This window comes from Sutcliffiella halmapala, assembly GCF_050107295.1.
GTDB lineage: Bacteria > Bacillota > Bacilli > Bacillales > Bacillaceae_I > Sutcliffiella_A > Sutcliffiella_A halmapala_A.
This window is the reverse complement of the sequence record NZ_JBNIKR010000016.1, coordinates 1-14,907: the sequence shown is the minus strand read 5'-3', so window position 1 is coordinate 14,907 and position 14,907 is coordinate 1. Positions and strand designations below refer to the sequence as shown.

Below are 14,907 nucleotides of genomic sequence, written 5' to 3'. Positions count from 1 at the left end.
CTCACTCACCTCTTTCTTCATCTACGATTTTAATGCAATCTTTGATGACTTGTTCCATTCTGTCTGTTGATCCCGATAAATATAAAAATCCGATTAATGCCTCAAAAGCAGTGGAGTAGCGATAGGTTTGAACGTCCGTATTTCTCGGTACCGAACCGGATTTCGCATTGCGCCCCCGTCTGATTACCGCTTCCTCTTCCTCGGTGAAAAACTTCGCTTCCGCCAACATGTGCAGCAAGCGTGCCTGCGCTTTAGCAGACACATAGCTTGTTGCAGTGCGATGGAGCTGATTAGGGCGGATCTTCCCAAGCTTCAAGAGATGATGACGAATGTACGTCTCATAAACGGCATCACCCATATAAGCAAGAGCCAGGCTATTTAGTTGCTTTGCATCTACATTGTTGGTACTCATGTATGTGTTACCCTCTTTTCCATCTCGTACCTTGTGCCGTATCCTCTAAGATGATATTTTTTCCCTTCAATTCATCCCGTATTTGATCTGCTAACGCAAAATCACGGTTCTTTCTCGCGTCTATCCGTTTTTGGATCAACGCATCGATGTCTTCGTCCAGCAAATCCGCTTCTTCAGTTAGTGCTACGCCAAGGACACCGAATAGCTCTTCAAACTGTGTGAGGAATGCCTGAAGTACACTAACGGAAGTATTCTTTTCGCTGGCATAAAGATTTGCCTGTTTCGCCATGTCAAACAGGACGGAAATGGCATTGGCTGTATTGAAATCGTCGTCCATCACTTTAATGAACTCCTTCTTCAATGCATCCACCTTTTCGAGCCATTGATTGTCTTCGGTTTCTTCCGTCAGGTTGGCACTGCTCTCCATACGGTGCTTCAAGTTGGTATAGGCGGTTCTTATTCTCTCCAGCCCGTTTTTCGTGCTTTCCAGCAGTTCATCGTTGTAATTGATCGGATGACGATAATGAACAGAAAGCATAAAGAATCGTATCAGTTGTGGATCGTGCTTCTTTATGATGTCATGAACAAGAATGAAGTTGCCAAGGGACTTCGACATTTTCTCGTTATCGATATTAATATACCCATTATGCAGCCAGTATTTCGCAAACGTCTTGCCTGTCAGCGCCTCTGATTGGGCAATCTCATTTTCATGATGGGGGAAGGATAGGTCCTGTCCGCCTGCATGAATATCAATCGTATCGCCAAGATATTTCCGCGCCATGGCAGAGCATTCGATATGCCAGCCCGGACGTCCTTTCCCCCAGGGGCTATCCCAGAAGATTTCCCCTTCCTTCGCCGCTTTCCATAGAACAAAGTCCAATGCATCCTGCTTCTTTTCCCCTACTTCGATACGGGTACCGAGCTGCAGGTCCTCTATCGGCTGATGGGAAAGCTTGCCGTACTCCTTGAATTCCCTGGTTCTGTAATACACATCCCCCCCGGACTCATAGGCAAAGCCCTTTTCAATCAGTGCTTCGATGAATTCTATAATAATATCCATATTCTCCGTCACACGCGGGTGAACGGTTGCCTGCTTGCAGCCCAATGCGGAAACATCCTCATGATAGGCTTCAATAAAACGCTCCGCTATAGTCGGTACATCCACTCCCAGCTCATTCGCCGCCCTGATCAGCTTGTCATCCACATCGGTGAAATTGGATACGTAATTCACCTTATATCCGCGATACTCGAGGTATCTTCTTACAGTATCAAACACAATCGGCGGTCTTGCATTACCTATATGAATATAATTATAAACAGTAGGTCCGCACACATACATTTTCACCTTTCCCTCTTCAAGCGGGACAAATTTCTCCTTTTGGCGGGTTAAGGTATTATAAAGATGAATAGTCATCTGCGTTCTTCCTCTCTTTTAAAAGTTGCAGCTCTTTCTGCAATTCTGCAATCTGCTTTTCCAATGCAATAAAACGGTCCCCGGTCGGGTCAGGCATATTCTGGTGATTGAAATCCTTCTTTACCCTTACCCCATCCTGAATGACTATCTTCCCTGGAATCCCCACTACCGTGGAATTGTTGGGAACGTTCTTTAATACAACCGATCCTGCTCCTATCTTGGAATTCTCTCCAACTGTGATGGAACCTAGTACCTTCGCTCCTGCTGCAATCAAGGCATTATCCAGGATCGTAGGATGTCTTTTCCCTTTTTCTTTTCCCGTTCCTCCCAAGGTGACACCTTGAAAAACAGTCACGTTATTACCGATTTCACAGGTTTCCCCGATTACGACACCCATTCCGTGGTCAATAAAAAAGCGGCGTCCTATCTTGGCTCCCGGATGAATCTCAATTCCTGTGAAAAAGCGGCTTATCTGGGAGATCACTCTTGCCATAAAAAAAAGTTTTTTCCGGAAAAAAGCATGTGCCAGACGGTGAGCCCAGATGGCATGCAATCCTGAATAAGTTAAAATGACTTCAAAGTAATTCCTTGCGGCAGGGTCCTGTTCGAAAATGACATCTATATCTTCTTTCAATGTTCGTAGCATCCCACATTCCTCCTTTCTTTATATAAAAAAAGTCTCTGTGTCAAAAGACACAGAGACGCTGATGGCGTGGTTCCACTCTGTTTAGAGATGCACAAATATGCAATCTCCACTCTTCCTCATAACGGGAGGTGCCCGCTATTACTTAATAAGCGATGAAGCTGTTCAGTAATAGACTCCGAGGTGCATTTCAAAGAATTCATCACATGAATCGTTTTCAGCCGGGGACGATTCTCTCTGGAACGGATGGAGTTTCTTCTACTCTCCTCATCTACATTCAGACACAGACTGATTTTCAGACTGATATAAAGCCTATATTATTTAAGATAGTTCTATCATATTACGTTTTCTTGAAAATGTTAATTAATTAGCTTCTCCAAACGGGCAATAACAGTTTCCTTGCCCAATAGATGGATGGTTTGAGGCAAATCGCGGCCATGGGTCTGACCTGTTGTTGCTACACGGATTGGCATGAACAGTTTTTTCCCTTTATGGCCTGTCGCTTTTTGTACCGCTTTGATGGAAGCCTGGATGGATTCAGCAGAGAATTCCTCCAATGCCGACAGCTCCTCACGGAATGCTGCCACCACTTCCGGTACCTGCTCTTCATCAAGAACAGCCTGTGCTTCTTCGTTATACTCAATGTGAGTTTTAAAGAACATTTCCGTCAATTCCACAATTTCCGCTCCAAAGCTCATCTGCTCCTGATACAGGGAAATCAGCTCTTTTGCCCATTGCTTCTCATCCTCTGTCATCGTTTCACTGAAGCGTCCTGCTTTTATCAGGTGAGGAAGGGAAAGTCCAACCAATGTGTCCAGGTCCAGTTTCTTCAGGTACTGGTTGTTCATCCAAGCTAATTTCTGTGTATCAAACACAGCAGGAGACTTGGACAGTCGGGCTGCATCAAAGATATTGATGAATTCTTCCTTCGAGAAGATTTCGTCCTCCCCAACCGGAGACCAGCCCAGCAAGGCGATATAGTTGAACAGTGTTTCAGGTAGATATCCCAGCTCTTCATACTGCTCAATGAATTGGATGATGGACTCATCACGCTTGCTCAGCTTTTTACGGCTTTCATTCACGATCAATGTCATATGGCCGAATGTCGGAACATCCCAGCCCAAAGCGTTGAAGATCATGATTTGTTTTGGCGTATTGGAAATATGGTCATCTCCACGAAGAACATGGGATATTTTCATCAGGTGATCATCCACGGCCACCGCAAAATTGTAAGTTGGTGTACCATCTTTTTTCACGATAACGAAGTCGCCGATCCCATCAGATTCAAAGGATACTTCCCCTTTTACCATATCGTTGAATTTGACCATTTCACCTTCGGGTACACGAAAACGAATGCTCGGAGCTCTTCCTTCGTTTTCAAAAGCTGTCTGCTCTTCCGCTGTCAGGTTACGATGCTGGCCGGAGTAACGCGGCATTTCCCCACGAGCAATCTGGCCTTCTCTTTCCGCTTCCAGCTCTTCTTCCGTACAGTAGCATTTATAGGCAAGCCCTTTTTCAAGAAGCTCTGTATAGTATTTTTCATAAAGGTCATTTCGCTCCGATTGGCGGTAAGGGCCATATTCCCCACCAACATCGACGCTCTCGTCCCATTCCATGCCAAGCCATTTCAAATATTTCAGCTGGCTTTCTTCTCCGCCTTCGATATTGCGCTTTTTATCCGTATCTTCAATGCGGATAATAAATTGCCCATCCTGGCTGCGGGCGAAAAGATAATTAAATAATGCGGTACGTGCATTTCCTATATGTAAGTGCCCAGTTGGACTTGGGGCATAGCGTACGCGAACTGTCATAGTGAGGTTACCTCCATTTTTCCGTCAGCCGACGAGCTTTTGACGGGGGTATTTTCAAAATCCAAGCATTATTCTACCATAAAAGCAAAGGGAAAGCCTCTATTTCTTTATTAATAAAACAGCTGCCTGAGCTGCAATGCCTTCTTCTCTACCGGTAAATCCGAGCTTTTCGGTGGTGGTGGCTTTGACATTGACCTGTGTGATATCGGCTTCCAATAACTCTGCTATTCTTGCACGCATCGTTTCGATATGCGGGGCCATTTTCGGCTTCTGTGCAATGATTGTACAGTCCACATTGCCAAGAGTATAGCCTTTTTCTTTTACTAACTCCCATACCTGCTGCATTAAAACAGCCGAATCGGCATTTTTAAAAGCGGGGTCCGTATCAGGGAAATGCTTGCCGATATCCCCTTCTCCTACAGCACCGAGGCACGCATCTGAAATGGTATGCAAGAGCACATCCGCATCAGAGTGACCGAGCAGCCCCTTTTCATAAGGGATCGTGATTCCACCCAATATTAACGGTCTTCCTTCTGCAAATTGATGTACATCAAATCCTTGTCCTATTCGAAACATTTGGTTTCTCCTTTATTCCAGGCTATTACACCTTTTGTTTTTTTAATATAGCATTCGCGACAATCAGGTCTTCCGGAGTGGTCAATTTGATATTTTCATAATCACCCTCGACCATATGTACAGGAACACCGATTCGCTCCACCAGGCTTGATTCATCCGTTCCCAGATATTGTTCCTCTTTTGCCTGCTGATGGGCCTTTTGCAGAATAGGAAATTGAAAGGCTTGTGGAGTCTGGATCATCCATAATGCGGCGCGCTCTACCGTCTCCATAATCAGCAAAGCTGAATTGACCTTCTTTATCGTATCTTTGACCGGCACCCCGACAATGGCTGCTCCTTCAAGCTTCGCCTTTTCCACCAATCGGTGAATCACCTCTTGTCTGATAAAAGGCCTTGCCCCATCGTGAACAAGTACAATCTCCGTATTTTCCATACGAAGCAATCCATTGTAGACGCTATCCTGGCGTTCCTTGCCCCCAAGCACTATTTCGCTTACCTTGGCAATCTGGTAGGTGGCCAATAGCTCTTTGAAAATCGGGACCTCTTTTTCATTGATGACAAGTTTAATCTCTTCACACATTGGATCATTCTCAAACACTGTCAATGTATGAATAATAACAGGCTTCCCCTCAAGCTCGATAAACTGCTTGTTTCTGCCTGCCTTCATTCTTTTCCCCTGGCCGGCAGCCAGAACCATCACTTGGTATTTCATCCTAAACTCTCCCATATAATATCTATGCTAAAATAACATCTACCCTCTTAGCAACGCTTGAGAGGGTAGATGTTATTCTTTATTAAAGTGCCGCTCTTTCAAGCTGTTTAGGCTTGGCAAAAATCATCCGTCCGGCAGAAGTCTGAAGCACACTTGTGACAAGGACTTCAATATGTTTGCCGATATAATCACGGCCTTCTTCGACCACGATCATCGTACCGTCATCCAGATAGGCAACTCCTTGATTATGCTCTTTCCCATCCTTAATTACCTGAACCGTCAGCTCTTCACCTGGAAGAACAACAGGCTTTACGGCATTTGCGAGGTCATTGATATTCAGCACCTCAACACTCTGAAGTTCACAAACCTTGTTTAAATTGAAATCATTGGTCACGACGACACCGGATGTAAGCTTTGCCAATTTTACAAGCTTGCTGTCCACTTCCTGTATATCTTCGAAGTTTCCTTCATAAATCTCCACTTTTATTGCCAATTCTTTTTGGATTCTATTAAGTATATCCAATCCACGTCTGCCACGATTTCTTTTAAGCACATCGGATGAATCTGCGATATGCTGCAGCTCCTCCAGAACAAATCGAGGGATCACGATGGTGCCCTCAAGGAACCCAGTTTGGCAGATATCTGCTACTCTTCCATCGATAATAACACTTGTATCCAAGATTTTCAGCTTTTTGGACGAAAGATCCAGCTCTTCCTCATCACCAGCTTTTTTCTTTCCGAATTTACTGGAGATCGAAAACAGGTTAACAAGCTCGTCTCGTTTTTTGAAACCAACTTGAAAGCCGAGATATCCAAGCAAAATAGTGATGAAAATCGGGAATATCACGCTGACAAACGGGATCCGCTCTAATGGAATAACGGCCAGATAGGCGACAATCAAGCCAAAGATGAGACCCAGGCTTCCAAAAAGCACGTCTGTCACCGGCGCTTTTACTAGCGACTCCTCTATCCACTTAATAATTCCGACCACATAATCCACTAACCAAAAAGTAAGGATAAAAAATATGATTGCTCCTAGTATCGCAACAGTATAAGGCTTTGTTAAAAAAGGAATATCTCCTATGTTTAAAAGGGAAAAAAGCTCCGGGATAAAGAATATCCCCAATGTCCCACCAAGGATGACAAAAAATAATTGAACCATGCGCCTTAACATTGCCTCACCTCCCTTTATTCATTATAAACAGTTTCTTCTAAATAAAACGTCCTAACGCTCTTAAATTTACATTTGTTAGAAATTTGACACGTAATTGCAAACAACCTGTCACCATTGTCCGTCCTAAATTTGACGATCGATCAGCAGCTGGTCCTGAATCCGTTTAAGGCCTTCTTTGATTTTCCGGGCCCGCACTTCCCCTATCCCATCCACTTCGTCCAACTCTTCTACGGTTGCAAGCAGGATTTGTTTCATATTTTTAAATCTGCATACCAAGTTTTCTATCACAAGTGGCGGAAGTCTAGGAATCTTATGCAGAATTCGGTAGCCTCTTGAAAGCACGAAGTCATCCGGATTGATGAAGCCTGAATATCCCAGCATCTTCAGAATGACGTTATCATCCAGCAGATCGGTATTGGCAAGTTCCTGCAGTTTTTTCAGAATGACAAAAGCATCCCTATCTTTGTCCACACAATAGTCTTTAATCAGCAGAATCGCTTCTTCCTCTATATGTGCCAAAAGTTCGGTCATCTGCAAACGGATCAATCTTCCCTCTGTACCTAGCTCATTAATATAACTGATAATCTCATTTTTGATGCGGAGAACCATTTCAATACGGTGAATCACCTGCAGCAGCTCGGATAAAGAGACCTGCTCTTCGAACTCGAGTGCCCCAAGATTTGTGATCCCCTGGTCAAGGACAGACTTGTATTTCTCCAAGGTTTGAATTGCTTGGTTCGCCTTAGTAAAAATAACTCCGATGTCACGTAAAGCGTATCGGAAGTCTCCTTTATACAAGGTAATGACATTCCTTCTTTGCGATATCGCAACAACAAGGCACCCTGTTTGCTTGGCCACCCGTTCCGCCGTTCTATGACGCATTCCGGTCTCTGTGGAGATGATGGTCGGGTTGGGAGTCAGCTGTGCATTGGCATACAAAATTTTTGTGCCTTTTTCATTTAATATAATGGCTCCATCCATTTTTGCCAACTCATATACATAGGCAGGACTGAATGGACAGTTGATGGAGAAACCTCCATCCACCATGTCTTTCACCTTGTCATTAAAGCCGACTACCACCAACCCACCTGTCTGCGAGCGGAGAATATTGTTGATCCCCTCTCTGATTGGTGTACCCGGTGCGATAAATTGTAAAGTATCCGCCATCGTTTTTTCGTTCAAACGTAGTTCCTCCATCCCTATCCTCCTAAAACATATTGCAGCGCTTGGTCAATGGTGGCAACGCCGATAACATTGACCTCTTTCGGAACGGTCCATCCTCCAAGATTCTTGGAAGGGATAATGACACGCTTAAACCCTAGTTTCGCAGCCTCCTGCACTCGTTGTTCGATCCGGGAGACCCGCCTGATTTCCCCGGTCAGTCCCACTTCCCCGATCACTACATCCGTAGGTTCGGACGCTTGGTTGCGGAAGCTTGATGCAATACTTACAGCAACAGCCAAATCGATAGCCGGTTCGTCCAGTTTCACTCCACCAGCAACCTTCAAATATGCATCCTGGTTTTGCAGAAGTAGGCCTACCCTTTTTTCCAATACGGCCATGATCAGCGACACGCGATTATGATCGATACCAGTGGCCATCCTTCTCGGATTTCCGTATCCTGTCGGAGAGATCAGGGCCTGTATTTCCACCAGCACGGGTCGTGTTCCCTCCATCGATGCTACAACCGTTGATCCGGCAGCCCCCTTGGAGCGCTCTTCGAGGAATATTTCAGAAGGGTTTTTCACTTCCTCCAACCCTTCCTCCTTCATTTCAAAAATACCAATCTCATTTGTCGAACCAAATCTATTTTTAACAGATCGCAAAATACGATATGTATGATGACGCTCTCCCTCAAAATATAACACAGTATCTACCATATGCTCCAACAGACGTGGCCCGGCAATAGAGCCTTCCTTCGTTACATGCCCTACAATGAATACCGCAATATTCTTCGTTTTGGCAATCCTCATCAGCTCTGCTGTACACTCTCTTACCTGTGATACACTACCCGGTGCAGAGGTAACAGCGGGATGATAGACCGTTTGAATGGAATCAATGACAAGGAGTGTTGGTTGAACGTCATCTATCGCTTTTCCGATCAACTCAAAATCGGTCTCCGATAATACGAACAATTCATCCGCCTGCACGCCCAAGCGGTCCGCTCGAAGCTTCGTCTGCTGTACGGATTCTTCTCCGGAAATATAGAGCACCCGATGCTTTTTCACAGCAAGCTGACAGCACACCTGCAACAGGAGTGTCGACTTCCCGATACCGGGATCGCCTCCGATCAGTACGAGTGAACCTTGTACCAAGCCACCGCCAAGTACCCGATTGCACTCCGCCATATCGGTTTGGATCCGGGCTTCCTTTATGGTCTCCACCTTCGTAATGGATTCCGCTTTTCTCACAAGTGTCGGGGAGGATGTGGTAAATCCACCTCTTCTTGGAGTTTTGGATTCTTCCATTTCCTCGGTCATTTTATTCCATGTGCCACAACCTGGACATTTCCCCATCCATTTGGCAGATTCGTATCCGCACTCCTGACAAATAAATTTCGTCTTACGTTTTGCCATGAAAAAATCCTCTCTCTGTTAAAATACCATTGTTTTCCTCTTTTTATGATACCTTATTTCCTACCGTACAAGCCAATTTTAAGTCGAAGAATTCGCATATACAAGAAAGGAGGCAAAGCTCTGAAAATAAGAGCCTACCTCCACTATAATTTTGGTCCCAAAAACCATGAACATCTTCTTTATTTTACTATTTCCACGTCACGGACAACAAACTCGCCATCTACCACATCCATGACAATTTTCTTGCCTTTTTCAATATTCCCTTTCAACAGCTCTTCAGATAGTTTATCTTCCACATGCTTCTGGATAGCTCGGCGCAAAGGTCTTGCTCCGTATTCCGGATCGTACCCTTCCTCTGAGATCTTCTCCTTCGTAGCATCGGTCAATTCCAATTCGATATCCTGTTCCTTCAGACGCTTCGTCAATTGATCGGACAGAAGTGTCACGATTTCCTTGAGGTGCGTTTTCTCCAGGGAGTGGAATACAATCATCTCATCGACACGGTTCAGGAACTCCGGACGGAAAGCCTTTTTGAGCTCCTCCATCACTTTCCCTTTCATGTCCTTATAGTTCTGATTATCATCCTGTACATTGAATCCAACATACTTGTTGCGTTTTAGTGCGTCCGCTCCAACGTTGGATGTCATAATGACAAGCGTGTTGCGGAAATCGACCGTGCGTCCCTTTGAATCTGTCAAACGGCCATCCTCCAGCACCTGCAGGAGAATGTTGAACACATCCGGATGCGCCTTTTCTATCTCATCCAGCAAAATGACCGAATATGGTTTGCGGCGAACCTTCTCTGTCAATTGTCCACCTTCATCGTATCCTACATATCCAGGAGGGGACCCTACTAAACGGGAAGTGGAGTGCTTCTCCATATACTCGGACATATCAATCCGGATCATCGCATCCTCATCGCCGAAAATGGACTCGGCCAAAGCTCTTGCAAGTTCCGTTTTACCTACCCCGGTAGGTCCAAGGAAGATGAAGGAGCCGATAGGACGTTTAGGGTCTTTCAAACCGGCACGTGCTCGACGCACCGCTTTGGATACTGCTTTCACCGCTTCATCCTGGCCAATGACACGGGAGTGAAGCAGCTGTTCCATGTTCAACAATTTATCTGTTTCGGTCTGGGCAAGCTTGGATACCGGAATTCCAGTCCAGCTGGACACTACCATAGCAATGTCTTCGACTGTCACCTCGGAATTCTCCTGACCCTGCTTTTCCTTCCACGTTTTCTTCGTATCTTCAAGCTGCTCGCGCAAGCGCTGCTCCGTATCACGCAAGGACGCCGCCTTTTCAAATTCCTGGCTTTGGACAGCTGCATCCTTTTCGTTTCGAACGGATTCCAGCTTCACTTCCAGTTCTTTTAGGTTAGGAGGTGTAGTGAATGAACGCAGTCTTACTTTGGAGCCCGCCTCATCGATAAGGTCAATCGCCTTATCCGGAAGGAAGCGGTCCGAAATATAACGATCCGAAAGCTTAACCGCCTGTTCAATCGCTTCATCGGTGATGGACACACGGTGATGCGCTTCATAGCGGTCACGCAGTCCTGTCAGAATCTGAATGGACTCAGCCGCTGTTGGCTCATCCACCTGAATAGGCTGGAAGCGTCGCTCAAGCGCGGCATCCTTTTCGATATATTTACGATACTCATCCAGGGTTGTGGCACCGATACATTGAAGCTCCCCACGAGCAAGCGAAGGTTTCAAAATGTTGGATGCATCAATGGCACCCTCCGCACCGCCTGCTCCAATCAACGTATGAAGCTCATCAATGAATAGAATGATGTTACCTGCCTGGCGGATTTCATCCATCACCTTTTTCAGACGATCCTCGAATTCCCCACGATATTTCGTACCAGCTACCACTGTACCCATATCAAGCGTCATGACACGCTTATCACGAAGAATCTCCGGCACCTCGTTGTTGACAATCTGCTGTGCCAAACCTTCTGCGATAGCCGTCTTCCCTACCCCAGGCTCTCCGATCAGAACCGGGTTATTTTTTGTTCTTCTGCTAAGTACTTCAATTACACGCTGAATTTCCTTTGCTCTTCCGATTACCGGATCTAGGCTGCCTTCTCTTGCAACAGCTGTAAGATCGCGCGCCAGACTATCAAGTGTAGGTGTGTTCACATTTTGGGACGCTCCACCTTGATGGCCTCCTGAAGACTCATTGCTGCCCAATAGCTGAAGCACCTGTTGGCGAGCCTTGTTCAAGCTGACACCAAGATTGTTCAGCACACGTGCCGCCACTCCCTCGCCTTCACGGATCAACCCGAGGAGGATATGCTCTGTCCCTACATAGGAATGTCCCAGCTTACGGGCTTCATCCATGGAAAGCTCAATCACTTTCTTCGCACGTGGTGTGTAGTGCGGTATGGATTGTCCGCTATCTTGTCCACGTCCAATCAAATTCTCCACTTCTTTTTGAATCTTCTCCGGACCAAGGCCAAGAGCAATCAGCGCTTTAGCGGCAATTCCCTCTCCCTCTCTTACCAGACCTAACAGGATATGCTCAGTCCCAATATTATTATGGCTTAAACGAAGTGCCTCTTCCTGTGCTAATGCAAGTACTTTCTGTGCTCTCTCTGTAAATCGACCGAACATCATATATAATCGCCTCCCGAGTAATTTATAATTTTAAACGAAGTCTTTCTCTAATTAAGCTCGCTCTACGAATATCTCGTTCATCTGGTCTTAATGGACCGCCAGCATACTGCTGCAAAAAGCCTGGCTGCGTTAAAATCATCAATTCATTCAAAATGGATCTTGATATATTCTCGATATACCCCAAGTCAATGCCAAGTCGTACATCGGATAAGCATTTTGCCGCTTCTTTCGTTTCCATCACCCGGCTATGCGCCAATATACCATAGGAACGAAAAACTCTGTCTTCTAATTGTATGTTGGAAGTTTTAACTAATGCTTCCCTTGCCGACCTCTCCTGTGCAATTAGTTGCTGCACCACACTAAGCAGGTCATTCACAATATCTTCTTCTGATTTTCCCAGAGTCAGTTGATTCGAGATTTGAAAAATGTTACCCAACGCTTCGCTGCCTTCGCCGTATATCCCTCTCACTACCAGACCCAGTTGATTGATTGCCGGGACAATACGGTTGATTTGCTGAGTCATTACAAGTGCTGGCAAGTGCATCATCACCGATGCCCTCATCCCTGTCCCCACATTGGTCGGGCAGCTGGTTAAGTAACCTCGTTTTTCATCAAAAGCATAATCTATCTTTTCCTCCAACCAATCGTCGAGCCCATTGGCCATCTTTAAAGCTTCTGTCAGTTGCAGCCCAGGAAACAGGCACTGAATACGAATATGATCCTCTTCATTTATCATAATGCTCACTTCTTCATTCGGTGATAGCAAACATGCACCATACGTCGAATGTTCTGCAAGCTGCGGACTGATCAGATGCTTCTCCACCAGGACTCTTTTCTGCAGCGCGTTGAGCTCTTCCATAACAAGAAATTCCAATTCGCCAAGTTCCTGAAAGGTCCGCTCGGAAAAATGTGTTCTCATCGTTTCGACGATTTCCTTTGCTTCCTCATTGCTAGAAACGGTAGGAAACCGCATCTCCTCCAGATTCCTGGCCAGTCTCACTCTGCTGCTAAGCACAATATCTGAATCGGGACCCTCCTGCTTCATCCAGGAACTGACTTCATTATTCAAAAAGTGTTCAAGAGACATTTATTGCTCCTCCTCTCTTTTATCACTTAATTTCTTTTCCAACTCTCTAATCTTATCTCTTATATTCGCTGCGCTTTCGAACTCTTCCTGTAAGATAAGTGCTTTTAATTCTTCTTTTAGCGCATCTATCTCTTTTCGTACATGCATGCTTCCGCCGATCCGCTTGGGGATCTTACCCGCATGTACCGTATTGCCGCTATGAAACCTTTTCAAAATCGGCTGCATCTTATCCTCAAATGTCCGATAGCATTCCGAACAGCCAAACCGTCCAATCTTCGTGAACTGCGGAAATGTCATCTTGCACCGTTCACATTGGAGGACCTTGGTCTCCTTGAACTCCTCCGGCTTTTTGTTCGCAATCAGTTGCTCTGAATTTAACAATCCAGCAATCAGATTATTTAAAGAAAACCCCGATCCACCGGAGAACATGGACATATTTCCCTTTTCCTGTGCGCACTGCTCGCAGATATGCACTTCCGACTTCTCCCCGTTGATAACTTTCGTCACATGCAACGTCGCAGGACGCTCCTTACATTCTTGACACACCATCGTGTTTTCCCCCTTAACGGTACTTAAGAGTAGTAAGCATCGCTTTTAGCATTCTTGCCCGCAGCTCATCTCTCTCAGGCAGCCCTAAATAGATAACAGAACGATCCATCACACTAACCATTATCTTCGCCTCGCGTGCAGAAATTACCTTCTCCTCCACTAATCGAAAAATAACATCCTCTGCACTCGACTGCGAAACACGCACATCTATCAAATTAATAATCTGGTCAATAAGCTGCAAGTGATCATGGGTCTTTATCTTTATGATCCGTATATAACCACCGCCACCGCGCTTACTCTCCACCAGGTATCCTCTTTCAATTGTAAATCTTGTATTTATTACATAATTAATCTGAGAAGGTACACATTCAAACTTATCAGCAATCTCACTCCGTTTTATCTCCGCAGAATTCTCCCTGCTTCGCTCTAAAACCTGCTTTAAATATTGTTCAATGACATCAGATATGTTCCTCATGCTATCCCCCCATCTGACCTTGACTATCTTTGACTATAATTAAAATATATAAGACCACCAAAAAATTTTCAATAAATATCTCTCACAACAACAGAATTCCACTTTTGGACCGTATGTAAACATCAATTGGTCAAATTTGTTCAGAGAAATTGAAATGGCGGTTTGGGAGGCGGCTGTATGTCTGGGGGAAATGATGGTTTGGCGGGAGCGGGGCCTTGTGTGATGATGTGTACCGGGCCTTGGGTGGGGTGGGAGTATTTTATGGTGGTTTGGGGGAGGGAACGTGAGGGTGAGGTATCTGTTAACTTGATTGATTCCTTCATTAACTAGCTTTTGCGCTTGTGAGGGTATCATTCTGCCTAGCACTACTCAGCACCTCCTCCCACCATACTCCTCAAAAGAACAAAAAACAAAACCAACTCCACACACATACCAGTGCCCGGCCCCTCCCTCCACCACCAACCTCTCTCTCCCCAAAATAAAAAAAGAGGGGCCTGGCACTAATAAGTACCATCCCCCACATCACCCCATCCAAATAACAAAAACAAAACCAATTCCCCACCCACACCAGTGCCCGGCCCCTCCCTCCACCACACAACCTCTTTCTCCCCACACAAAAAAAAGAGGGGCCTGGCACTAATAAGTACCATCCCCCACTACACCAATCCAAACAACTAAACCAAAAACAAACACAAAAAAAGACCAGCACCTCATCAGTACTGATCTTTCCCCCAATTTGCCTGGCAACGTCCTACTCTCACAGGGGGACAGCCCCCAACTACCATCGGCGCTGAAGAGCTTAACTTCCGTGTTCGGTATGGGAACGGGTGTGGCCTCTTCGCCATCATTACCAGACATAT

14 protein-coding genes, 1 rRNA gene and 1 other annotated feature are annotated in these 14,907 nt (G+C 45.5%); of the genes, 1 reads left to right on the top strand and 14 read right to left on the bottom strand.

What is annotated here, in order from left to right:
* Nucleotide 1 precedes the first annotated feature (1 nt).
* From ACQCT5_RS20595 to ACQCT5_RS20535, 13 genes are all read right to left on the bottom strand, one after another.
* Nucleotides 2-412 carry a Mini-ribonuclease 3 gene (locus ACQCT5_RS20595; protein ID WP_499644741.1) on the bottom strand — a complete coding sequence of 137 codons (411 nt, stop codon included), beginning with the start codon at nt 410-412 and terminating at the stop codon, nt 2-4.
* 7 nt (nt 413-419) lie between these two features.
* A complete protein-coding gene (gene cysS, locus ACQCT5_RS20590; RefSeq protein ID WP_499644739.1) occupies nt 420-1,826 on the bottom strand; it encodes a cysteine--tRNA ligase in 1,407 nt (468 codons plus the stop codon).
* Nucleotides 1,807-2,472, bottom strand: a complete 666-nt coding sequence (gene cysE / locus ACQCT5_RS20585; protein WP_499644737.1) for a serine O-acetyltransferase — start codon at nt 2,470-2,472, stop codon at nt 1,807-1,809. The genes cysS and cysE overlap by 20 nt, the downstream gene beginning before the upstream one ends.
* A gap of 48 nt (nt 2,473-2,520) precedes the next feature.
* Nucleotides 2,521-2,752, bottom strand: a binding site (T-box leader).
* Between the two features lie 76 nt (nt 2,753-2,828).
* Nucleotides 2,829-4,280, bottom strand: coding sequence for a glutamate--tRNA ligase (gene gltX / locus ACQCT5_RS20580; protein WP_499644735.1), 1,452 nt, complete (start codon nt 4,278-4,280; stop codon nt 2,829-2,831).
* Nucleotides 4,281-4,379: 99 nt separating this feature from the next.
* Nucleotides 4,380-4,856, bottom strand: a complete 477-nt coding sequence (gene ispF, locus ACQCT5_RS20575; protein ID WP_499644733.1) for a 2-C-methyl-D-erythritol 2,4-cyclodiphosphate synthase — start codon at nt 4,854-4,856, stop codon at nt 4,380-4,382.
* Nucleotides 4,857-4,881: 25 nt separating this feature from the next.
* The gene (ispD, locus tag ACQCT5_RS20570; RefSeq protein ID WP_499644731.1) at nt 4,882-5,568 is read right to left on the bottom strand and encodes a 2-C-methyl-D-erythritol 4-phosphate cytidylyltransferase; all 687 of its coding nucleotides are present in this window, start codon (nt 5,566-5,568) and stop codon (nt 4,882-4,884) included.
* 82 nt (nt 5,569-5,650) lie between these two features.
* The gene (locus tag ACQCT5_RS20565) at nt 5,651-6,742 is read right to left on the bottom strand and encodes a PIN/TRAM domain-containing protein (RefSeq protein WP_499644729.1); all 1,092 of its coding nucleotides are present in this window, start codon (nt 6,740-6,742) and stop codon (nt 5,651-5,653) included.
* Between the two features lie 123 nt (nt 6,743-6,865).
* Nucleotides 6,866-7,939, bottom strand: a complete 1,074-nt coding sequence (disA, locus tag ACQCT5_RS20560; RefSeq protein WP_386645328.1) for a DNA integrity scanning diadenylate cyclase DisA — start codon at nt 7,937-7,939, stop codon at nt 6,866-6,868.
* Nucleotides 7,940-7,941: 2 nt separating this feature from the next.
* Nucleotides 7,942-9,318, bottom strand: a complete 1,377-nt coding sequence (gene radA / locus ACQCT5_RS20555; RefSeq protein ID WP_204420071.1) for a DNA repair protein RadA — start codon at nt 9,316-9,318, stop codon at nt 7,942-7,944.
* A 179-nt stretch (nt 9,319-9,497) separates the two neighbouring features.
* The gene (clpC, locus tag ACQCT5_RS20550; RefSeq protein WP_417898373.1) at nt 9,498-11,936 is read right to left on the bottom strand and encodes an ATP-dependent protease ATP-binding subunit ClpC; all 2,439 of its coding nucleotides are present in this window, start codon (nt 11,934-11,936) and stop codon (nt 9,498-9,500) included.
* A gap of 22 nt (nt 11,937-11,958) precedes the next feature.
* On the bottom strand, nt 11,959-13,023 hold the full coding sequence (gene mcsB, locus ACQCT5_RS20545) for a protein-arginine kinase McsB (protein ID WP_499644726.1): 1,065 nt from the start codon (nt 13,021-13,023) through the stop codon (nt 11,959-11,961).
* The gene (mcsA, locus tag ACQCT5_RS20540) at nt 13,024-13,572 is read right to left on the bottom strand and encodes a protein-arginine kinase activator protein McsA (protein WP_499644724.1); all 549 of its coding nucleotides are present in this window, start codon (nt 13,570-13,572) and stop codon (nt 13,024-13,026) included.
* A gap of 13 nt (nt 13,573-13,585) precedes the next feature.
* Nucleotides 13,586-14,047: a CtsR family transcriptional regulator gene (locus ACQCT5_RS20535; protein ID WP_417898376.1), complete on the bottom strand. Its 462-nt coding sequence runs from the start codon at nt 14,045-14,047 to the stop codon at nt 13,586-13,588.
* Between the two features lie 177 nt (nt 14,048-14,224).
* On the opposite strand from ACQCT5_RS20535, the gene ACQCT5_RS20530 reads away from it, so the two are divergent.
* Nucleotides 14,225-14,377, top strand: a complete 153-nt coding sequence (locus ACQCT5_RS20530) for a hypothetical protein (protein ID WP_499644722.1) — start codon at nt 14,225-14,227, stop codon at nt 14,375-14,377.
* 408 nt (nt 14,378-14,785) lie between these two features.
* Here the strand turns inward: ACQCT5_RS20530 and rrf are convergent.
* Nucleotides 14,786-14,902, bottom strand: a 5S ribosomal RNA gene (gene rrf / locus ACQCT5_RS20525).
* Nucleotides 14,903-14,907 lie beyond the last annotated feature (5 nt).